We start from the raw sequence: 20400 nt of genomic DNA on the forward strand, positions 1-20400 counted from the left end.
ATCCTGATCTGAGCGTTGGTCCTCGCGGTCGGCGCTTTCGCCCTGGTCAGCGCGGCGTTGCCGCGCAATTCGCGGTCCCTGCCCGCGAAAGCTTGAAGACCTAGGCCGCCTGCAGCTGCTGCTTCACCCGCTCGGCCAGGGTCTTGATGTCGATCGGCTTGGGCAGGAACGTCACGCCCGTCTCGCCTTCCAGCAGGTCGCTGAACTCGGCCTCGGCATAGCCCGAGATGAACATCACCGGCGCGTTTCCGAGATAGCCGCGGGCCTTCTTCAGCAGGGTCGGGCCGTCGATGCCGGGCATGATCACGTCGCTGATCAGAAGATCGATCGTGCCGGCGTGCTCCTCGGCGATCAGCAGGGCTTCCTCGCCGTCGGCGGCCTCCAGCACTTCGTAACCGCGGGCGCGGAGCAGACGAGCGGCGACGCTGCGGACGGCGTCCTCGTCCTCGACGAACAGGATGCGGCCGGCGCCGGAGAGGTCGCGGGCGGCGCGGGGCTTGGCCGGCTCGGCGGCGGCGGCCTCGGCGGCCAAGGTGACACCGGCGGGCGCTTCGTAGACCGGCAGGAAGATGCGGAACGCCGCGCCTTCGCCCGGGCGGCTATGGACGTGGATCCAGCCGTCGCTTTGCTTGACGATGCCGTAGACGGTGGCCAGGCCCAGGCCCGTGCCTTCGCCCACCGGCTTGGTGGTGAAGAACGGGTCGAAGATCTTGCCCATCACGTCGGGCGGAATGCCGGGGCCGTCGTCGCTGACCTCGATGAAGGCGCAATCATCGTCGGCCGCCGGGAAGCCCAGCTGGATCGCCTCGTCGCGAGTCAGGCGCGCGGTGCGGATGCGCACCACGCCGCCGCCCTTGGCCGCGCGGACCGCGTCGCGGGCGTTGACGGCCAGGTTCATGACCGCCGTTTCGAGCTGGCTCTTGTCGGCCCGCACCCGGGGCAGGTCGCGGCCGTAGTCGGTGATCAGCTTGACGTCCTCGCGCAGCAGACGGCGCAACAGGACCTCGAACTCGGAGATCAGCTCGCCCAGGTCCAGCACTTCGCGCTGGACGGTCTGCTTGCGCGAGAAGGCCAGCAGCTTACGGACCAGATCGGCGGCGCGCACGCCGGTCTGGCGGATTTCGTTGAGCCCCTCGTACGACGGGTCGCCGACCGGGTGACGGTGCAGCAGTTCGTCCAGGCGCAGTTGGATGGCTGTCAGCAGGTTGTTGAAGTCGTGGGCCACGCCGCCCGCCAGCTGGCCGATCGCCTGCATCTTCTGGGCCTGGGCGAGTTGCAGTTCGATCTGCTTCTGCTCGGACACGTCGATCATGTAGGCCACCAGGCGGCCTTCGGCGCGATAGAGATAGAGGTGGGCGATGCGGGTGGCGTCGCGGGCCAGGCGCACTTCGTAGGGACCGGCGCGGCCTTCGGCCAGCCGCGCTTCGGTGTCGGCGCGCGAGGCGGCGTCGATCAGGTCGCCAAACACCACGCCAGCCTTGGCGCCGGTCATGGTGGTGAGGGCGGGGTTGGCCTCCAGAACGCGGGACGTGAAGGGATCCAGACCTTCCAGCAAGGCCGCGCCGAACGGCGAGGCGCCGGCGAAGGCGTCCAGCGAGTTGGGCGGCGGCGCGGCGCGCTCGGCGACGGGCGCGGGCGCGACGGGCTCGGCGACGGGCTCGGGAGTCGCGACGGGCGAGAGGCGGATCAGCAGACGGCCGCCGGGCAGGCAGGACACCTTGGCGCGGTGATCGATCTCGCCGGCGCGCAGCGCGCCCTCGGCCATCTCGCCGTTGCGCGCCCGGATCATGGCCGCGAAGAGGTCGGCGCCAGCCACGCCCTTGGGCAGACGACGCTGCGCCCCCATCAGAGCCCGCCAAGCGGCGTTGGCCGCCAGCACCCGGCCGTCCGGCGCGGACAGGCTGGCTGGCTCGCTCAAGGCGGCGATAAAGGTCTCGGCTTGATCGGAATCGTCGCCGCCTTGCGCGGCGCCGCGGATGGCCAACAAGCCGAGAACGGCGACGCCCGCCACGCCCAGCAGCAGCAGCAGACCCGCCAGGGTGGCCGGGCCCGCCTTAAGCGCTGGCGCGGCCGAAAAACCGGCCGCCGCCAGGAAGAAAATCGCCGCGCCCGCCAACCACGGATCGAAGCGCCGGCGCGCCGCGCCGGCCAAGGCTCTGTCCTGGAGGTGAAGATCGGCCATCGGCGGCATGAATACCTTGGTTACGGCAAGCCCGCGACTCACCGGAGATCGTTGAAACAATAACCTTTCCCGAGGGCTAGGTCATTTTTACGGAAATGGAGCCTATAGCGGACGAGCCCTGGACTGGGACTTCTTGCCGTTGAGGATAAAGCTGATGACCTTGGCCACCGCTTCGAAGTGCTCGACGGGGATTTCCTCGTCGACCTCGACGCTGGCGTAGAGGGCCCGGGCCAGGGGCGGATCCTCCAGCACCGGCACCCCATGCTCCTCGGCGATGGCGCGGATTTTCAGGGCCAGTTCGTCCACGCCCTTGGCCACGCAGAGCGGCGCGGGCGTCTCGCCGGCCTCGTACTTCAACGCCACGGCGTAGTGGGTCGGGTTCATGACGACCACGGTCGCCTTGGGCACCTGCTGCATCATCCGCTGGCGCGAACGCTGCATCTGGATCTGGCGGCGCTTGCCCTTGATGTGCGGGTCGCCGTCCGATTGCTTGAACTCGTCCTTGACCTCCTGGAGGGTCATCCGCATCCGGTTCATGAACCGATGGCGCTGCCAGAACCAGTCGAAGGCCGCCGTGCCGGTCAGGAAGATGATCACGGCGATCAGCAGCGACTTGGACAGCTTCATCGCCTCGGGCAGCATCAGCGCCGGATCGAGACCGACCAGGTTACGAACCTCCCCGACATGGGGCTTCAGCACCATCCAGGCGATCAGGCCGGTGACCAGGAACTTCACGGCCGACTTGGCGAACTGGACGAAGCCGTCGATCCCGAAGATGCGCCCCAGGCCCTTGATCAGGTCAAGCTTGCTGAAGTCGGGCTTCAGCTTGCTGGGCGTCAGCAGGAAGCCGGACTGAGCGATGTGGGCGACCGCGCCGGCGCAGGCCGAGACCAGCATCACCAGGATCAGCGGCGGCAAGGCGGCCATGGTCGCCCGCTTCATCACCACCATCGCGCCGCCGCTCGAAAGGTCGATCGTGCCGGCGTGGGCGATGAACGGATAGAGGGCGGCCGACAGGTCGCGGGTCAGCCAGCCGCCGGCCAGGATCACCACCGAGACAGCACCGACCAACGAGGCCAGTTGCGGAATATCGGCCGACTTGACGACATCGCCCTTGGCGCGCGCGTCCGATAACCGCTTCGCCGACGGTTCTTCTGTTTTCGATTCGGGATCCGTATCGTCCGCCATGCGCGCCCCTTAAGCGAAGACCTGCAGGAGCGCGCGGTAGCGGTCGGTCCAGACCATGGCGATGCCGCCCAACGAGAGGGCCAGCAGCGACAGGCCCAGGATCACGCTGAGCGGCGAAGCGACGAAGAAGATCTGGAATGCGGGCATGACCCGGCCGACGAGGCCCGTGGCGAGGTTGAAGACCAGCGAAAAGACGATCACCGGCGCGGCCAGTTGCACGCCCAGCGAGAACGACTCCGCCACCGTCCGCACGGCCAGGGTGACGGCGTCGTTGACCGGCACGGCGCGCGTGAACGGGAACAGGGTGTAGGACTTGACGATCGCGCCGATGAACAGGTGATGCAGCCCGGTGGCCATGACCAGCGTCAGCCCCATCATCGACAGGAACGTCGCCACCGCCGTGCTCGAGCCCTGCATCGATGGGTTGGTGGTCTGGGCGAAGGAGAGCGTCGTCTGCAGCGAGATGATCTCGCCGGCGGTGGTCAGCGAGATCATGAACAGCCGCAGCACCGAACCGATCATCAAGCCGATCAGGATCTCGTGGATGATCGCGCCGACCAGACCGCCCAGGGTCGTCGGGATCGGCGGCACCGTGTCCTGGACCAGCGGCCCCAGCAACAGCGCCATCAGGAGCGCGAAGGACAGGCGAATGCGCGGCGGCACCGTCTGGTCGCCAATGCCAGGCATGGTCATGACCATGGCGCCCACCCGCGAGAACACGAGGGCGGCGACATAGACCTGAAACGCCGTGGCGAACGCGTTCACGCCCCTCCCCTTCCGCTACATGCCGGCGATGCGGGCGGCGATCTGGCGCATGAAGGCGCTCATCAAGGCGCCCATCATCGGCAGGAAGATCAGCAGCGAAACGAAGATGGCGACGATCTTCGGCGCGTAGACCAGGGTCTGCTCCTGAATCTGGGTCAGGGCCTGGAACAGGCCGATGGCGACGCCGACCACCAGGCCGACGATCAGCACGGGCGCGCATAGCTTAAGCGTCAGCCAGATCGCGTCCCGGCCGACATCCAGAACCTCGGCGCCCGTCATCAAAAGCCTCGTGGGAATCGGCCGCCCGGGGCCGTGGAATCGAGGGCTTCAGCTTGGGCGAAATATGGTTAACGAGGCGTTAGGAGTTACGCGTTCGAAGGGGCGATGAGGCGGGCGCGACCGTGGGTCGCGGCGGGGAAGACCGCCCGAACCCTGAACGTCTTGCCCAACAGCCTCTCGGCCAATCTGGACGTCCCGTCTCGCGCCGGCTTGTCACCTTCCGGCGCGAGAGACGCTCGATCCTCTATTCGGCCGACGACGGCGCGATCTGGATCCGCTCGACGGGAAACCCGCGAGCGTCACCAAGGAGGACCGCGAGGTCGTGAAAATCTAGCGGATGCGGATGCGCACCGGCACCTGGATGTAGGAGCCCGCGCGGCTCTTGCCGTCGGGGCCCAGCAGGTCGACCTGGAACTGGGACGCCATCGCAAGCGCCGCTTGGCCAACGCCCAGTTCGCTGGGCGTTTCGTTTTGCACGGTGCAGCCCGTCAGGCGGCCATCGTTCTTCACGAGGCAGTTCAGCAGGGCGACGGCCTCGCGCGGCTCCGAGGCGGGGATGAGCATGTCCGAGGCGGTCTTGGCCGGAACGGGGGTGGCGACCACGGCGGCGGCCAACGCGAGCGAAGCAATCACGAGTTCATCCCTTACTTGTCGTTCTTTTGGCGGGTCCTCTCCCGCCGCGTCCCGTTTCGGGTCAGACGGCCGGAGCCCGCTGGAGGCGTTGCAGGCCCTGTGCCGCCAGATCGGTCAGCGAGCGCAGACCCAGCTCCGAGAAGATGTCGAAGGCGGCGGCCAGGGCGACGCCGGCGCGCGCCAGGCGACCATCGTCGCGGCCCGTGATGTCGACGCGCGCCTCATAGAGGCGAGCCAGGTTCATCTGGGCGACCGCCCAGCTGGCGGGATCCCGCGCGCCGCGCACCTCGGCCAGCTCGGCCTTGAAGGCCAGTTCGGCCGCGTCCAGCACGGCTAGATCGGCGGTCAGTTCGGCGCAGCGGGCCAGGCACAGGGCGCGGTTGTTGGCGACGTGGGCGCGCAGGGACAGAGCCGGCTGAACCCTCAGGATCTGGGTGGCGCGGTCGTAAGCCGACACGGCCTGCTCGAAGATGCGTTCGCTGGTCGTCGCCTCGCCCATGGTTTGCAGGGCCGCGCCAAGCAGCGCCTGGGCGCGGGCCCAGTCCATCGGGCTATGATCCAGCGAAATGACCTGACCCGCGTCGGTGATCGCCTGAACACCCTCGCCAATACGCGCGATCTCGCCATCGAGGTCGCCCAGCTGCACCAGGGCCGCGCCGCGCAGGCATTCCAGCCGAGCCCAGGCCAGGGGTTCGAAGTCCGAGTCCAGGCCTTCCAAGGCGGCCTTCGCCTCGGACGCGGCGAGCTCCGCCAGGGCGCGGTCCTTCAGGCGTGTCGAACAGGTCAGGATCAGGTCGATGCGGGTGGCGCGCTGATCAGCCAGCAGAAGCCGGGCGGCGCCGCCCTTGGCGCGCTTGGCGGCCGCCAAAGCGCGTAGTGGCGCCTCGAAGCCCTGGACGGCGGCGAGCGCCCGGTCCAGATCGCCATCGACCATCGCCGCCCGCCCCTCGAGCGTCGACGACAAGGCGCCGCAGAGCGGGGTGCGGTGACTGGCCGGCGTGCGAGCCAAGGTCGAGACGGCGGCGGCCACCAGGCCCTCGTCGCCGAACAGATCCGCGCCTTGCAGCGCCAGCATGACCTGTTCGCAGCGCGCGGCGGCTTGACCGTCTGGACGGCGCTCGGTCTCGAAGATCTTGAGAGCGGCCTCGGCTTGCGCCGCGCCCTTGCGCAGGGCCGTCGCGTCGCCGGTGCGGCGAGCCAGTTCGCGCCAGATCACGGCCGCTTCCAGAAGGCGGCTCCCACGATCCTTCGCGCCGAGGCGGCTGGCGGCGACATCGGCCGAGCGCGCCTCATTGGTCAGAAGGCGTGTGTCCAGCAGCTCCAGCAGCGAGGTGTCGCCGCCGGTCAGGCCTTCGCGCCAAGCGCCCTTGGCCTCGGCCTCGACACCGAACAGCCGCTTCAAATCTCGTCCGAATTCGAACATGGCCAGCGCACTCCACTTGGGGACGTCCCAACCCGGGACAGCCTTCGAAGGTTCAACGCCCAAGCAGCAAAACCGGAGCCAGCAGCTTTAACAAGTGGTTAATAGGCCTTTACAGCGCGTTAACCATAAATATTTCCTGACTTTTTATACTCCACGCACAAGTCCGCCCAAAAAGGTGGATATTGGGCCAATATGGCACACTTCTTGCTTCAGCGAAGACGTCCAAACGCGCCCAGTGAGCACATTTGTTAGAACAATGTTCATCGAGCTTAAAATGACGTTAACCATACGTTTTAGGACGATGTTTACCTTCCGTTCGCGCCCACTCCCCTAGCCCGAGCGAAGCAGGTTAGAACCTGGGCCAATTCGCCTTGATTGGGAGCCCGCCATGGTCGCCGCCACCCTCTGGATCGCCAGCCTCTGCCGCCAGGACCCGAGCTATGGCGGCTGGTGCTATGTACGGCGGATCGACGGCGAGACCGGCGCGGGCGCGATCAAGGGCGCGGCCGGCGGAGAGCGGCGCACAACGGCCGCCAAGATGAGCCTGACGGCCCTGACCGAAGCCCTTGACGGCCTCTCGGACCTGCCCGCCGACGCCGCGGTGACCCTGCGCTTCTCCGATCTGGAGCTGGCGAGCCAGTTGGTCGCCTCCGATGGCGACTACGCGACCGCCGAGCCCGACGCCTGGGCGGCCGCCCGCGCCGCCGTGGCCTCGCGCCCCGTGCTGGAGATGATCCCCGCCTCGCCCGTCGACGCGGTCCATGGCTTCCTCGCCGCATGGGCCGAGTTTGGCCTCGACACCAGCAAGTCGCGCGGGACCTTCAAGGCCGCGATCCCGAAACCCAACCTGATGAAGTTCCCGGGCTGACCTAGTCGCGACTGCCCACGATCAGGTCGGCCGTCGCCGGGTTGCAGGCGAACGGGATGTCCGCCAGCGTCGCCATGCGGATCAGCGCCTTGACGTCCACGTCATGCGGCTGCGGCGACAGCGGATCGACGAAGAAGATCAGCACGTCCAGCCGCCCCTCGGCGATCATCGCGCCCAACTGCTGGTCGCCGCCCAGGGGGCCGCTTTTCAGGCGCACCAGATCAAGGTCGGGCAGCGCCTCCAGGATCCGGCCGCCGGTTGTGCCGGTGGCGAACAGCGCCTTGTCCTTCAAGAAGCCGGCGTGCGCCCTGGCCCAGTCGACCAGGGCGGCCTTCTTGTCGTCGTGGGCCACCAATCCAATCGAGATGGGACCGATGGCGAGGGGAGCGGGCATGGCGCGATTCCTGGCGGCTTGGAGGCGCACTCATTTCGCGCCTCGGGTGCGATGGCAAGCCGGGCTTTGCTCGCGACTTGAGCAGGACGCGCGCGAGCGTCGCCCAGCCTCTTGCGTGATCGCGCGCGAAGGTTCGTCCTGAAGCTCTAGCCAGATGGGGAGCAGACGACGATGGTCACGCGCGATTCCGACGAGCCGGCGCTGGGGCGCCGTTCCTTCCTGCGGAGCGCGGCCCTGCTCGCCGCCGCCGCGCCGATCGTGACCGAGGCCAGCCTCGCCCACGCGGCCCAGACCACCGCCCCGCCGTCGGGCATGGCGCTGCATGGCCAGAGCCCCAACGCCCCGCCCTCCGGCGCGGTGCTGATCAACGCCAACGAAAACCCGCTTGGCCCCAGCAAGGCGGCCTGCGACGCCATCGCCCGCGTGGCCCCGCTGGGCGGGCGCTATGACCTGAACGGCGAGACCGACATGCTGGTCCGAACCTTCGCGGCCCAGAACGGCCTCAAGCCCGAGTCCGTCGTCGCCTATGCGGGGTCCTCCGAGCCGCTGCACTACAGCGTGCTGGCCTTCACCTCGCCGACCAAGAGCTTCGTGACCGCCGATCCGTCCTACGAGGCGGGCATGTACGCGGCCAAGACCAGCCAGGCCAAGGTGGTCAAGGTGCCGCTGACCAAGGACTGCGCCCACGACGTCAAGGCGATGGTCGCCGCCGACGCCCAGGCCGGCGTCATCTATATCTGCAATCCGAATAACCCGACCGGCACCGTCACCACCAAGCAGGACATCGTCTGGGCGCTGGAGAACAAGCCCGCCGGCTCGATCCTGTTGGTGGACGAGGCCTATATCCACCTCACCGACGAGCCTGACACCCTGGACCTGGTGGCCCAGGGCAAGGACCTGATCGTCCTACGCACCTTCTCCAAGATCTACGGCATGGCCGGCATCCGTTGCGGCTTCGCGGTCGGCCGCCCCGATCTTCTGGCCAAGCTCAAGCCGTTCGGTCAGAACGCCATGCCGATCACCGGCTCGGCCGCCGCCCGCGCCTCGCTGGAGGACGCCAGCCTGGTGCCCGAGCGCCGCAAGATCATCGGCGACACCCGCCGCGACACGATCGCCTGGCTGAAGGCGGGCGGCTACAAGGTGATCGGCGATCCCCAGACTAACTGCTTCATGATCGACACGGGCCGCAACGGCAAAGCCGTGTTCGCGGCGATGAAGGCCAAGAACGTCCTGATCGGCCGCACCTGGCCCATCTGGCCCAACGCCGTCCGCGTCTCGGTGGGCACGCCCGAGGAAATGGCGGCGTTCAAGGTGGCCTTCAAGGCGGTCATGGACGCCAAGCCGATGGCCTCGGGCGACCACGTCCAGCACGCGGAACTGGACTATTACGCGACACTGTAGACCCCGGCGGTAGGCCGGCGAAGACGACTCCCCCGGCCCACCTACCCGTCAAGCCAGCTTGAACTTCGGCGGCGGCAGGCTCAACCGGGTGTCGGCGACGGCGTCGCCGCGGAAAAACCGCACCAACAGGCCCTGCACGTCGGGATGAGCCTCGAAGACGTTGTGACCCGCGTTCTCGACGATCACCCTGGACATGCGCCTGAACTGAGCCGCGACCTCGTCCTGTTCGGACATCGGCGTGCGGCCGTCCAATGTGCCGGCGAGCAGAAGGGCGGGATGATCGATCCGGAGCGGCGTCCGGAAGGTTTCGCCCAGGTCGACGCCCGGGACCGCGCCTAGCAATTGCGGCATCGGGAAGTTCAGGGCCTCGCCCAGCACGGCGGTCTTGGCCTCGCGTCGCACCAGGGCCAGCCGGCCGGGCGAGATGCCCGACGCCAGGTCCGTCGCCTCGGGCATGCCGGCGATGCCGAGCTGCCCCGCGAACTCGCCCACGAACGGCTTGAGCACGTCCGTGTTTCCAGCGTCCAGCGCCAGATAGAGCCCCGGCAGCATGACCAGGGTCTGCGGATTGGCGATCATCCCGCCAGCCATCAGCTGAATGGCGAAGCCGCCCAGCTTCAGCTCGACCGGCTTGCCGTTCAGCGTCGCGGCCATGCTGACCGGCGCGGCCTCCATCTTGGCGTGAACCCGCCGCATCAGGGCCGGCAGGTCGGGGATCGCCGCTCGGACGGCGGGGTCGGCGGCCAGAAGGCTATCCACCTGTCGCAGCATCGCGTCGACCGCCGCCGGCCGCTTCACGGTCTGGTCCTGACCTTCCAGGCTGGCCAGGGCCACGCGGTTCACCCGCTCGCCGTGCCGTTTGAGCATGCTGAGCGCCAGGTGGCTGCCATAGCTGATGCCCCACAGATCGACCTTCTCGGCGCCCAGATGGCGGCGCAGGTCGTCGATGTCGTCGGCGTTCTGTTCGGTGTTGTAGCCCGTCATGGCCACGCCGGCCTTGGTCCAGTCGGCCCACGCCTCCTGAAAGTCCCGCCGGAAATAGGACGTCAGCCCTCCCTCGGTGAACGGCGGCGGCGGGCGCGTCGAGGCTGGGCGCTCGGGGATGTGGTTGGACAGGCCCGTGCCGCGCTGATCGAAGGCGATGACGTCGGCCACCTCGCGCAGGGCCATCATGATCGGAAAGCGCGGTCCGGCCAGCGCCCGCGTCGCCAGCCCCCCCGGTCCGCCGGCCAGATAGATGATCGGCGGCCCAGGCTTGGCCGCCGTCGAGGCGAACCGGACATAGCTCAGGCGGATCTTCCGCGAGCGAGGATCGCGACGGTCCTCCGGAACCTCGAAGAAGCCCCGCTCGGCGTCGGTCTCCTGGCCCTTCCAGCCCTTGAAGCGGAACGGACCGGGCGGCGGCGAGGACGGCGCGGCTGTTTGGGCCAGCGCCCCTCCAGAGACGGCAAGGCCAGGAAGGGCGAGGCCGGCGGCGAGCACGGCGCGGCGGTTGAGCGATGCATGGGTCATGACGACAGCTGAGCCGATCGGCGGGGCCGTCGGCCACACCGCTTCGGTCAACGGCGGCTGGCGATCGGTGAACGGTGGCGCGCCTCGGCGAACGGCGCTCTAGAGTGACGCCATGTGGCGAACCCTTCTTCCGATCCTCTTTCTGACAAGCCTCGCGACTCTGGCGCGGGCCCAGGACCTGGCGTGGGAGGCCTGCCATGGCGCGCCCAGCGTGACGGGCCCCGTGCTGAGCGATTGCCGTCCGATCGGGGACTTCGTCGATCCCCAAGGCCAGGAGCTCTGGATCCGCGCGACGATCCCCGCCCCGAGCGACACCCAGCCGCGCGCCCTCTACGTGGCCGGCGTCGCCTCGTCCGAGGCCTGGCTCAATGGCCAGCGGCTGGGGTCTAACGGCCGCCCTGGGGCGTCGGCGCGGGACGAGATCCCAGGACGCTATCAGGCGACCTTTCCGATCCGCGAGACCGCCTGGCGTCCCGACGCGAACACCCTGGTGCTGCGCCTGTCGTCCTTCCATGGCGGCCTGCGCTTCGCCGGCCCCATGACCGCCATCACCGTTCTGCCCTTCCCCTACCCACAGCGCGCCGCCTTGTTGGCCGTGACCTTCGTGGCGACCGGGACCCTGCTGGCGGCGGCGTTCGGGTTCGGCGTCATCCACGCCCTGAGACGGACGGGCTCCAGCCTCATCCTGGCCGCCATGGCGAGCGTCGCGGCCGCGCAGTCCATCGTCGAGAGCTTGCGGCCGCTCTTCAACTATCCCTATCCGCTTCATGCTTGGCGGATGAGCGCCATCTGGGGACTGGCGGCCGCCTTCGCGATCCTGCTGGTCGCCTATGTCACCAGCCGGTTCCTGCCCAAGGCGCGAGGCCTGATGATCGGTCTGGCCATGGGCGGGGTCGGCGCCACGGTCCTGTTTCCTGGCTTCGACAACAAGACGGTTTGGGCGCTGATCCTGGGCGTGGCGCTGGCCGTGGCGCCGGCGGTGGCAGGCGTGCGGCGGCGCATCCCCGGCGCCCGGCCCGCCCTGGCCTATCTGGCGCTGTTCCTGGCCCTGGCCCTCGGCTTCCCCGAATGGCTGGCCGACTTCTCCTACTTCCTGCTCGCCGCCAGCCTGGTGCTGCCGCTGCTGATGGTCGAGGTCGTACGGCTGGGCCGCGAGGACCGCGGCCGCGAAGCCGCCCTGACCCGCGCCGTCAGCCTTCCCGACCGGCTGACCGTGGCCTCGGCGCGCGGCGTCGAGCTGGCGCCCGTCGCCGAGATCCTGGCCGTGGTCGGGGCCGACGACTATGTCGAGCTGCGGATGGTCGGGGGCCGAAGCCTGCTGCACGCGGCGCGCCTGGACGGGCTGACGGCCCAACTGCCGGCGAACTTCCTGCGGGTCCACCGGTCGGTGATCGCCAACCTGGCGCACGTCCAACGGCTAGAGCGCGACGGGGACCGCTGGCGGCTGCATCTGAGCGAGGGCGCGCCCTTGCCCGTCAGCCGTGCCCGTCAGCCCGCCGTGCGCGAGGCCCTGGAAGCCCCTTCCGCCTAGGCCCGTTCCTTGGTCCGCTCGAAGCGCACCTTCGGATAGCGCTCGGCGACATAGCCGATCTCCCAGGAGGACTTGCCCAGGAAGACCGGGGCCTCGTCGATGTCCTGGCCCATGGCCGACTTGTGCTTGTTGACGAAGTCCTCGACGTCGGCGCGGTCGCCGCCTAGCCAGCGGGCTTCGGCGTACGGGCTGGCCTCGAAGATCACTTCCAGCTGGTACTCGTTGGCCAAGCGGTCGGCCATGACCTCGAACTGCAGCTGGCCGACGGCGCCGACGATGAAGTCGCTGCCGATCATCGGCCGGAAGAGCTGGGTGACACCCTCTTCCGCCAGGCCTTCCAGGGCCTTCTTCAGGTGCTTGGCCTTCAGCGGATCCTTGACGCGCACGCGGCGCAGGATTTCCGGCGCGAAGTTGGGCAGGCCGGCGAAGCGCAGGGTCCCGCTTTCGGACAGACTGTCGCCCACTCGCAGCACGCCATGGTTCGGGATGCCGATCACGTCGCCGGCGAAGGCGTCCTCGGCCAGCTCGCGGTCGCTGGCGAAGAACATGATCGGCGCGTTGACGCTCATGGCCTTGCCGGTGTTCTGGGCCTTCAGCTTCATGCCGCGCGTGAAGCGGCCGCTGGTCAGGCGCAGGAAGGCGATCCGGTCGCGGTGGTTGGGGTCCATGTTCGCCTGGACCTTGAACACAAAGCCCGACACTTCGCTGTCGCCCGGCGCGACATGGGTCTCCGCGCCGTTCTTGCTGGCCGGCATGGGCTTGGGCGGCGGGGCGTAGGCGCCGATGCCGGCCAGAAGCTGGGACACGCCGAAGTGACGCAGCGCCGAGCCGAAGAACACCGGCGTCATGTGCCCCTCGAGGAACGACTGAACGTCGAACGGCTTGCCGGCCTCGGTGACCAGCATGGCGTTGTCTTCCAGCTCGGCCTTTTCCTCGGGGTCCAGATACTGGACCACCGCGTTGCCCTTGAAGGCGATCGGATCGGGATGGCCCTCGTCGTCGGTCGAGCTCTTCTTGGCGTAGGGAATGAACTTGTCGTTGCGCAGGTCCAGCATGCCCTTGAAGCGGCCGCCGGAGCCGGCCGGCCAGAAGAGCGGCGCCGGATCGAGCGCGAGCTTCGACGAGACTTCGTCCAGCAGCTCGAACGGATCCTGGGCCTCGCGGTCCATCTTGTTGATGAAGGTGATGATCGGGATGTCGCGCAGGCGGCAGACCTCGAACAGCTTCAGGGTCTGGGGCTCGATGCCCTTGGCGGCGTCCAGCACCATGATCGCCGCGTCGGCGGCCGTCAGGGTGCGGTAGGTGTCTTCCGAGAAGTCCTCGTGGCCCGGGGTGTCCAGCAGATTGAACATCAGGCCGTCGTGGTCGAACGTCATGACCGAGGCGCTGACCGAGATGCCGCGCTCGCGCTCGATCTTCATCCAGTCCGACTGGGTGCGCCGCGTCTGGCCGCGCGCCCGCACGGCCCCCGCGGCCCGGATCGCCCCGCCAGCCAGCAGCAGGTTTTCGGTCAGGGTCGTCTTGCCGGCGTCGGGGTGACTGATGATGGCAAAGGTGCGCCGACGGGCGGCTTCAGCGGCGGGGGAAGAGCTCATGGGCGGGGACTAACGTCATCAGCCCTTTTTGTCACCTTCCCTCGCCGCCGCACCGACCACGCGGCGCCTAGAACTTCGCCGACAGACGCGCGTACCAGAGGCCGCCGTCGGTGTCGTAGGGCGCGTTACGCGAGTAGATCAGGCCGCGCGAGGCCTGGAACGTCGCCTCGTCCGGATAGGTGTCGAACAGGTTCTCGGCCCCCACCGTCAGCTTGAGCGCGTCGGTCAGTTGCGCGCTGACCGACAGATCGACCAGCGCCTTGCCCGAGAACTTCTGGATCAAGTCGGCGGTCCCGTTGGCCTGGGCGTCGGTCCATTCGCCCGACCAGCGGGCGCGGATCAGGCCGCTGAAGCGGCCCTTGGCGTAGTCGAACGACACATTGGCGGCGTTCTGCGGCAGGCCGTCTTCCAGGTTGATGCGAGCCAGCTTCGAGACCTCGGTCAGCTTCGAGCGCGTGACCTTGGTGTCGTTCCAGTTCCATGCGGCAGTGACGCCGGCGCGCCCGCCCCAGACCTGGCCGCGCCAAGAGCCAACGACGTCAACGCCCTGGGTGCGGGTGTCGAACGAGTTGGTGAAGTAGCTGACCGTCGTCAGGCTGTCGGCGCCGGGAACGCCCGCGGCGACCAACTGAGCGCGCAAGGCCGGTGTCACCGTGAAGTTCGGCGAGACGGCGAAGCGGTTGTCGATCTCGATACGGTAGTAGTCGACCGAGGCCGTGAAGCCGCCCTGGCGGAACACCGCGCCCAGCGACAGGTTCTTGGATTCTTCCGGCTCCAGCGGCTTGCCGCCCAGGGCCACCGAGATCGGGTTGATCGGCGACAGGCGGCCCGAGGTGTTTAGCAACAGGGTCGTGGTGTTCAGGCCCTGCGAGGTGCGGGTGTTGTTGATCTGGCCAGCGGTCGGGGCCCGGAAGCCCGTCGAGACCGCGCTGCGGAGGGCGAAGTTCGGGGTGAACTCGTAGCGCGCGGCGATCTTGCCGTCGGTCGTCTGGCCGAACTCGGAGAAGTCCTCGTGGCGGATGGCGATGTCGGCGCCGAACTTGTCGGTGATCGGCAGGTCGAGATCGGCGTAGGCCGCGTAGCTGGTCTGATCCCAGGACCCGGCCTGGCTGGGCGCGTAGCCCGGGAAGCCGTTCGAGCCGCTGGGCAGACCCGTCGCCGCGCCGGGGCCGACGTCCCACGAATAGCGGTCGCCCGCCTCGATCTTGTACGTTTCCTTGCGCGCTTCCAGGCCCAGGGCCAGGTTGGCGGGCTTGGCCAGGAACGACCATTCCAGCGGGCGCGAGGCGTCGAGGTTCAGCGTCGCCTCTTCCTGGATCAGCGAGCCGGCGTCGAAGCTGGTCGGCGATCGCGGACCGAACGAGGCGTTGATGCTGTTGTTCAGGAAGTAGTCGACCTTGTCACGGCCCCAGCCGGCCGAAGCGTCCCACGACCAGCCCATGGCGTCGCCGCGCACGCCGCCGTTGACGGAGGCGTTGGTTTCGTCCTGGCCGAACTTGGGCGAGAAGCCGGCCGGATAGATCTGGTTCAGCGACCACCCCGGAAACACCGTGCTGGCCCTGTACGAACTGTCGGTCGACGGGTTGCGCCAGTTGAAGTCGGTGACGCCGTGCAGATCGCTATAGGTCGCGAAGCCATAGGCTTCCGCGACGTCGCCAAGCGGCAGGACCAGATTCAGCGAGCCCCGCCACACTTCGCGATCGGGCTGGCCCCAGCGCTGGACCGGGTTGGGAACCTTGATGTTCGGATTGGCCGCCTGGAAGGCGATCGCGTCCGGACGCTGGCGCGTCCGCGAAGTCGCCTCGGCGTTGGTGTAGTCCAGCGCGGCGACCACGCTGCCGCCATTGCCGATCGCCAGGCCGTAGCGCGCGCCGATCTCGGTCTTGTCGCCGTCGCCGGCGAAGTAGCGACCACCCTGAGCGTAGCCCTCGAAGCCCGTCTTGTCGCTCAAGAGGATGTTGATCACCCCGGCGATGGCGTCCGAGCCGTACTGGGCCGAGGCGCCGTCGCGCAGCACCTCGATGCGTTCGATGCCGCTGGTCCCCAGGGCGGCCAGATCGACGCCCTGCTGGCCACGGCCGCCCAGCACGGCGGACCGGTGGCGGCGCTTGCCATTGACCAGCACCAGGGTCTGGTCGGGCGAGAGGCCCCGCAGGGTGGCGGGACGGACGAAGGCCTGGCCGTCGGCGGCCGGCAAGCGCTGGACGTTGAACGACGGCGTCGTGGCCGCGAGCTTGTCCATGATCTCGTCCGAGACGACGCTCTTCAGCGCTTCCTGGCTGACGACATCCACGGGCGCGGCCGACTCGAAAGCCGTACGGTCGACGCGGCGGGTGCCGGTGACGACGAGGGTGTCCACCTCCGCGACCTCGGGGGCCGGCGCCGCCTGCTGGGCGTGGGCTTGGGTGGAAAGAACCAGGGCGAGCACGCCCCAGGCGGCCGTCGTCATGAGCTTCATCGGGAACCTGCGCTGTTTACTGCGGCGCGGGGTAAAGACCGGTCTTGTCAGGTGGACGACAGACGTGTGTTGGTTCGATGAAGGCTCAGAACGGCGTTCTTCAAACATTACACCAAGGGTTGAACGCCACGACCAAAACGAGTTTCGCTCGCCCAAACCGCGTCACCATGTCTCCACGAAGAGCTCACCAGGCGGGCAGAAACCCTCTATTCGAAGAATGGGTTTGGAGTCATGCTCGCCCAATCACCAATGACGACGCTAGATCGTCAGGTGTTTGGAGGAAATAGAAAGATGGCCCTGCTTGACCATCACCGTTCCGAGGGCCGGCAACACCCCGCCGGCAGCGCTCTGTGTCTTGGCGTCACGATCGCCGGCCTCATCGGCTTGGCGATAATGATCAGCTGGCTGATGACGTTCGTGACGTTCTAGAGCGCGGCGGGCTCTAGGCCGCCAAGCGCTGCCAGACCTGACGGTCGGCCTCCGCGTTGGTAAGGGCGCCCGCGTTCTGGCGGTGCAGCAACGCGCCCATGACTTCCACGCTGAGCTGCACGTAGCGAGCCTGCACATCCTCGACCATGCAACCGCGCGCGGGGGCCACGAACAGAGCCGCATTGATATCCGGCGCCTTGGCGATGATCAGAGCGGCGAGACGCTGAGCCCGCTCGACGTCCTTGTGCTGCAGGATGGGCTCTTCCGAAAACAGCTCTTTCCCGAGATCCAGCACGCTGTTCAGCGACAACTTCGCGAAGCGTTCGCGCGTCACGGGCGGCGTCACTTCGCTCGGGTCGAAGCTGAGGATGACGTCATTCATCAAGAAAAGCATGGGCGTCACGGGCTGAACGGCTACGAGCCGGACAGATACCCGATCCGGGCTTTCAGTCGGGTTTAGGATCAGGGTTAATGGGGCGCCGACGTGGTTCGCCACCGATCAACGGCCGTCTCGCGCCGAGTTCGTCCGTTCAGGCCGGGTCGGATTCGACGGGCTCGGTCAGGAAATGTCGCCCTTCGCGATCCTCGATCTCGACCAGCCAGATATCGGGATCGATGCGCGCGGCGCGCTCGACATAAGCGTCCAGGTCGGGTTCGAACACGGATCGGACCGGCTGCATCCAGAAACGCTCGCCATCCCCGCGCATCGCCTCGCTGTAGAGTCTGGCGGTTCCAGCCCGACGGTCGATCACCTTGACCAGGACCGCGCCCGCGCGCGCGTCGCCCTTGCGGGCCACGGTGGCGAACGCCCCGCTCAGCTCCGCGCGCCGGATCAGCGCGCCAATCCAGATGTCCGTCGAAAGTAGCATGCTAACCGAACCGCAACCCGAGCTGGCCTAGAACCCGCTCTTCGAGTGTCTCACCCATAGGCCAATGACGTCCGCAGAGCATCATAAAGGTCGCGCCCGTCGCGGGATGACGGCGGTCGTTCTCGCGGGGATCCTCGCCGCGCCCGCGGGACCATGCGCCGCCGAGGCCGCCGACCAGCTGTACGAACGCACCTTGATGACCGCGGCGGATGCGCGATGCCGTCTGTTCGCGCCTCCGATCTCGGCCGCGCTGGACGCCGCCCGCGCCCAGGCCAGGGGCGCCACCCTACGCTCGGGCGTCAGCGAGCAGCAGGTCTCCGCGCTGGAGCAGAGGGCCCGCGCCAAGGCCGGCGCCTCGGCCTGCAATTCCAAGGACCTGACCTTGGCGGCGTCGCGCGTCAAAGCCGCTTTCGACGGCTACGCCCAGATGCAGACCATGAGCTACCCTGGGGACGTCGCGTCGTGGAAGGCCGATCGGTCCTCGTCGGCGACCATTCCATTCTGGCGCCTATCGCAGATGTCGGCGTTCGGCGGCGACCGGCTGATGTTCGGCCTCGCCGGACGCGACAAGGCCGTCACCGCCGTCGCGACCTTCGAGACCGGCCAGCGCCCCTACGCCGCGCGCGTGATCATGCGCGACACCCGCCGCACCTTGGGTCCCTATATCGATCAGCGCTCGGGCCGGGCCTTGAACGGCAAGGTCGCGCCGCGCAACGCCAGCCTGGTGTTCAACGCCGAGACCCGCGATGAAGCCCCGCCGACCCTTCTGCCCACCGGCGCCAAGACAGGGCTCGCCTTCCGCTTCCCCATCGCCGTGGCCGACGCCATGTCGCGATTGGATCCCCGGGAGGCGGTGACGATCGAATTCGTCTTTACCGGACGCGCTGACGAGATGACGCGCAAGGCCTATGTCGAGGTGGGCGATTTCGCGGCCGGACGGGCGTTCCTGCGCTAGAGCCCCCTCGCTTCCGGTGGAGACGTCGGAAGCGGAAAGGCTTCGCGATCAGCGGGGCGCGAAAGCGATGACGTTGTCACCCAGGCTCGAGGGCGGCGGGGAAGTGTCTTCGACCGGCGCTTCGGGCTCGGGCGTCTTGGCCGGCGGCAGCACCGCCAGCAGCACCGGTAGCCGCACCGACACCGTGGTGCCAGCGCCCAGACGGCTCTCGATGGCCATCTCCCCGCCGTGCAGCTTGGCGAAGGCGCGAACCAGCGACAGGCCAAGCCCCGTGCCCCGGGCGCGCTGTTCCGCACCGCCGGCCTGCTCGTAGGGCCGCCCCAGCCGTTCCAGGTCCTCGGGACTGATGCCAACACCCGTGTCCGCCACGACGATTTCCAGGACGCCGTCATAGCCGTCCAGCGTCACGGTCACCTGGCCGCCGCGGGGCGTGAACTTCAGAGCGTTGGAGACGAGGTTCAACACGATCTGCTTCAAGGCGCGACGATCGGCGTCGACCTCCAGCTCGCCCGGCGGCAGAACGCCGCGCAACTGGACACCCGCGCCGTCCGACTGGACCCGCAGCAGGCGCATGGCCGCCTGAACAGCCTCGCGCGCGTCGAAGACCCCGCGCTGCAACTCGAACCGCTCGGCCTCGATCTTCGACATGTCCAGCACGTCGTTGATCAGATCCAGCAGGTGCCCGCCGCTCTCGTGGATCAGCTCGGCGTATTCGGCGTAACGATCGCTGAGAGGACCGAACATCCGCGCCCGCATGATGTCCGAGAAACCCATGATGGCGTTCAGCGGCGTGCGAAGCTCGTGGCTCATATTGGCCAGGAAGCGCGCGCGGCCCGCGGCCAGGCCCTCGGCGTCGGCGCGGGCCTGTTCCAGGGCGGCCGCCCGGTCGCGCTCGGCCGTCACGTCGCGCAGGACCCCGACCAACTGGTTAGGCGCCACGCGCTGGAGGTCCAGAGCCACGACGCGCTCCACGCCTTGCGCGGGGGCGAAGTCCAGGCTGGCCGCGCCATCGCGATGAGCCTGGGCGATGGTGGCGGCGAGCCGCGAGCGGTCCGCGGGCGCGGCCGACTCGGCGAGGCCGCGCGTCATCAGTTGCTCGATTGACATGCCCAGCGGCGCCGAGCCGCGCACCGTCGTGACCTGATCATGGCCTCGCACGGCGAGCGCCAGATAAGGAAGCCCATCCAGCAAGGTCTCCAGCCAGCCGATCTCGAGGGCGTCGCGATCCTCGCGCAGCTCCTGGCGACGACGGCCGATGAGAAGCCCGGCGGCGAGACCCAGGCCCATGGTGACCAAGGCCAGGAAACCCAAAAGGAAAGCCAGGGGTCCAGTCGGCGCGGGTGGAGCCAGGCCCGAAAGCTGAATCAGGGCCGCCACGCAGCCGCCGATCAAGGCCAGGGCCGCGCCTTCCGCGAGACGCTTGGGCCGATTCATGGTCGAGGCCGCGGCGACGGGCGCCAGACACCAGGCCGCCATCGCGCCCGACACGCCCCCGGTCAGGGACGCCGCGGCGGCTCCGCCGACGGCCCAAAGCACCAGCAAAAGAGACTCGGCGCGCTCGCCGCCGCGCGTGAACATCACGGCGGCCAGGGCGGGCGCGGCGCCGGCCGCCAAAGCGCTCCAGATTGGCCAGGCGCGGGCGTCGACGATGAACAACGCCGCCGCGGCGGCCAGACAGACAGCACCCAGCCATCCCAGCCGCCAAGCAAGCGCGGGATCGAACCCCGCTGTAGGAGCGGGACGCCTGATCGAGTCTGGTCGCGCTTCGAGTTCCAAGGCCGGCCGGTTTCGACTGCGGCGGGAGTCGCCGTTCCATGAAGCCTAACGCGAGCGGCAGGTTCCGGCCAAGCGCGCACAATCGTTAAGCGAGGTTAATGGCGGACTTCGCTGTGGACGGAAACGGAATCGTAAGCGCCAT

The 20400-nt window shown here is 68.3% G+C and carries 18 protein-coding genes; 5 read left to right on the forward strand and 13 right to left on the reverse strand.

Annotation, left to right across the window (positions count from 1 at the left end):
* Window positions 1–100 precede the first annotated feature (100 nt).
* From cckA to J2728_RS12450, 6 genes are all read right to left on the reverse strand, one after another.
* On the reverse strand, window positions 101–2182 hold the full coding sequence (gene cckA / locus J2728_RS12425; protein ID WP_310000102.1) for a cell cycle histidine kinase CckA: 2082 nt from the start codon (window positions 2180–2182) through the stop codon (window positions 101–103).
* A 102-nt stretch (window positions 2183–2284) separates the two neighbouring features.
* Entirely contained in the window at window positions 2285–3370 is a 1086-nt protein-coding gene (gene flhB / locus J2728_RS12430; RefSeq protein WP_309999543.1) for a flagellar biosynthesis protein FlhB, read from the reverse strand.
* A gap of 9 nt (window positions 3371–3379) precedes the next feature.
* Complete coding sequence (fliR, locus tag J2728_RS12435) at window positions 3380–4135, reverse strand: flagellar biosynthetic protein FliR (RefSeq protein WP_309999545.1); 756 nt, start codon at window positions 4133–4135, stop codon at window positions 3380–3382.
* A gap of 15 nt (window positions 4136–4150) precedes the next feature.
* Window positions 4151–4417, reverse strand: coding sequence for a flagellar biosynthesis protein FliQ (fliQ, locus tag J2728_RS12440; RefSeq protein WP_201722860.1), 267 nt, complete (start codon window positions 4415–4417; stop codon window positions 4151–4153).
* Between the two features lie 327 nt (window positions 4418–4744).
* Window positions 4745–5047: a hypothetical protein gene (locus tag J2728_RS12445; RefSeq protein ID WP_309999550.1), complete on the reverse strand. Its 303-nt coding sequence runs from the start codon at window positions 5045–5047 to the stop codon at window positions 4745–4747.
* Between the two features lie 61 nt (window positions 5048–5108).
* The gene (locus tag J2728_RS12450; RefSeq protein WP_309999552.1) at window positions 5109–6470 is read right to left on the reverse strand and encodes a hypothetical protein; all 1362 of its coding nucleotides are present in this window, start codon (window positions 6468–6470) and stop codon (window positions 5109–5111) included.
* A 388-nt stretch (window positions 6471–6858) separates the two neighbouring features.
* On the opposite strand from J2728_RS12450, the gene J2728_RS12455 reads away from it, so the two are divergent.
* Window positions 6859–7338: a ribonuclease H family protein gene (locus J2728_RS12455; RefSeq protein WP_309999554.1), complete on the forward strand. Its 480-nt coding sequence runs from the start codon at window positions 6859–6861 to the stop codon at window positions 7336–7338.
* 1 nt (window position 7339) lies between these two features.
* Here the strand turns inward: J2728_RS12455 and J2728_RS12460 are convergent, their stop codons facing one another.
* Entirely contained in the window at window positions 7340–7732 is a 393-nt protein-coding gene (locus tag J2728_RS12460) for a methylglyoxal synthase (RefSeq protein ID WP_309999556.1), read from the reverse strand.
* 171 nt (window positions 7733–7903) lie between these two features.
* On the opposite strand from J2728_RS12460, the gene J2728_RS12465 reads away from it, so the two are divergent.
* Entirely contained in the window at window positions 7904–9133 is a 1230-nt protein-coding gene (locus tag J2728_RS12465) for a pyridoxal phosphate-dependent aminotransferase (protein ID WP_309999558.1), read from the forward strand.
* A gap of 48 nt (window positions 9134–9181) precedes the next feature.
* Here J2728_RS12465 and J2728_RS12470 read toward each other — a convergent pair whose 3' ends face one another.
* Complete coding sequence (locus J2728_RS12470) at window positions 9182–10645, reverse strand: alpha/beta hydrolase (RefSeq protein ID WP_309999560.1); 1464 nt, start codon at window positions 10643–10645, stop codon at window positions 9182–9184.
* Window positions 10646–10757: 112 nt separating this feature from the next.
* Between J2728_RS12470 and J2728_RS12475 the strand changes: the two genes are divergently transcribed.
* Window positions 10758–12176: a LytTR family DNA-binding domain-containing protein gene (locus J2728_RS12475; RefSeq protein WP_309999561.1), complete on the forward strand. Its 1419-nt coding sequence runs from the start codon at window positions 10758–10760 to the stop codon at window positions 12174–12176.
* On the opposite strand, the gene J2728_RS12480 is transcribed toward J2728_RS12475, so the two are convergent.
* A complete protein-coding gene (locus J2728_RS12480) occupies window positions 12173–13771 on the reverse strand; it encodes a peptide chain release factor 3 (RefSeq protein WP_309999563.1) in 1599 nt (532 codons plus the stop codon). The genes J2728_RS12475 and J2728_RS12480 overlap by 4 nt on opposite strands.
* Before the next feature lie 67 nt (window positions 13772–13838).
* Window positions 13839–16229, reverse strand: a complete 2391-nt coding sequence (locus J2728_RS12485) for a TonB-dependent receptor plug domain-containing protein (protein ID WP_404979751.1) — start codon at window positions 16227–16229, stop codon at window positions 13839–13841.
* A gap of 291 nt (window positions 16230–16520) precedes the next feature.
* Between J2728_RS12485 and J2728_RS12490 the strand changes: the two genes are divergently transcribed.
* The gene (locus J2728_RS12490; RefSeq protein ID WP_309999567.1) at window positions 16521–16658 is read left to right on the forward strand and encodes a hypothetical protein; all 138 of its coding nucleotides are present in this window, start codon (window positions 16521–16523) and stop codon (window positions 16656–16658) included.
* Between the two features lie 13 nt (window positions 16659–16671).
* Here the strand turns inward: J2728_RS12490 and J2728_RS12495 are convergent, their stop codons facing one another.
* Entirely contained in the window at window positions 16672–17052 is a 381-nt protein-coding gene (locus J2728_RS12495; protein ID WP_309999569.1) for a hypothetical protein, read from the reverse strand.
* Window positions 17053–17188: 136 nt separating this feature from the next.
* Window positions 17189–17527: a DUF1491 family protein gene (locus tag J2728_RS12500; protein WP_309999570.1), complete on the reverse strand. Its 339-nt coding sequence runs from the start codon at window positions 17525–17527 to the stop codon at window positions 17189–17191.
* 106 nt (window positions 17528–17633) lie between these two features.
* On the opposite strand from J2728_RS12500, the gene J2728_RS12505 reads away from it, so the two are divergent.
* The gene (locus J2728_RS12505; RefSeq protein WP_309999572.1) at window positions 17634–18482 is read left to right on the forward strand and encodes a hypothetical protein; all 849 of its coding nucleotides are present in this window, start codon (window positions 17634–17636) and stop codon (window positions 18480–18482) included.
* Between the two features lie 48 nt (window positions 18483–18530).
* Here the strand turns inward: J2728_RS12505 and J2728_RS12510 are convergent, their stop codons facing one another.
* Window positions 18531–20258, reverse strand: coding sequence for a sensor histidine kinase (locus J2728_RS12510; protein ID WP_309999574.1), 1728 nt, complete (start codon window positions 20256–20258; stop codon window positions 18531–18533).
* Window positions 20259–20400 lie beyond the last annotated feature (142 nt).

The sequence above is a fragment of the Caulobacter segnis genome (assembly GCF_031454995.1).
GTDB lineage: Bacteria > Pseudomonadota > Alphaproteobacteria > Caulobacterales > Caulobacteraceae > Caulobacter > Caulobacter segnis_E.

What these genes read in the sequence shown, in the direction of transcription:
- cckA (WP_310000102.1), bottom strand. Translation starts at nt 2,182, where the DNA reads ATGGCCGATCTTCACCTCCAGGACAGAGCCTTGGCCGGCGCGGCGCGC.
- flhB (WP_309999543.1), bottom strand. Translation starts at nt 3,370, where the DNA reads ATGGCGGACGATACGGATCCCGAATCGAAAACAGAAGAACCGTCGGCG.
- J2728_RS12450 (WP_309999552.1), bottom strand. Translation starts at nt 6,470, where the DNA reads ATGTTCGAATTCGGACGAGATTTGAAGCGGCTGTTCGGTGTCGAGGCC.
- J2728_RS12455 (WP_309999554.1), top strand. Translation starts at nt 6,859, where the DNA reads ATGGTCGCCGCCACCCTCTGGATCGCCAGCCTCTGCCGCCAGGACCCG.
- J2728_RS12460 (WP_309999556.1), bottom strand. Translation starts at nt 7,732, where the DNA reads ATGCCCGCTCCCCTCGCCATCGGTCCCATCTCGATTGGATTGGTGGCC.
- J2728_RS12465 (WP_309999558.1), top strand. Translation starts at nt 7,904, where the DNA reads ATGGTCACGCGCGATTCCGACGAGCCGGCGCTGGGGCGCCGTTCCTTC.
- J2728_RS12470 (WP_309999560.1), bottom strand. Translation starts at nt 10,645, where the DNA reads ATGACCCATGCATCGCTCAACCGCCGCGCCGTGCTCGCCGCCGGCCTC.
- J2728_RS12475 (WP_309999561.1), top strand. Translation starts at nt 10,758, where the DNA reads ATGTGGCGAACCCTTCTTCCGATCCTCTTTCTGACAAGCCTCGCGACT.
- J2728_RS12480 (WP_309999563.1), bottom strand. Translation starts at nt 13,771, where the DNA reads ATGAGCTCTTCCCCCGCCGCTGAAGCCGCCCGTCGGCGCACCTTTGCC.
- J2728_RS12485 (WP_404979751.1), bottom strand. Translation starts at nt 16,229, where the DNA reads ATGAAGCTCATGACGACGGCCGCCTGGGGCGTGCTCGCCCTGGTTCTT.
- J2728_RS12490 (WP_309999567.1), top strand. Translation starts at nt 16,521, where the DNA reads ATGGCCCTGCTTGACCATCACCGTTCCGAGGGCCGGCAACACCCCGCC.
- J2728_RS12495 (WP_309999569.1), bottom strand. Translation starts at nt 17,052, where the DNA reads ATGCTTTTCTTGATGAATGACGTCATCCTCAGCTTCGACCCGAGCGAA.
- J2728_RS12500 (WP_309999570.1), bottom strand. Translation starts at nt 17,527, where the DNA reads ATGCTACTTTCGACGGACATCTGGATTGGCGCGCTGATCCGGCGCGCG.
- J2728_RS12505 (WP_309999572.1), top strand. Translation starts at nt 17,634, where the DNA reads ATGACGGCGGTCGTTCTCGCGGGGATCCTCGCCGCGCCCGCGGGACCA.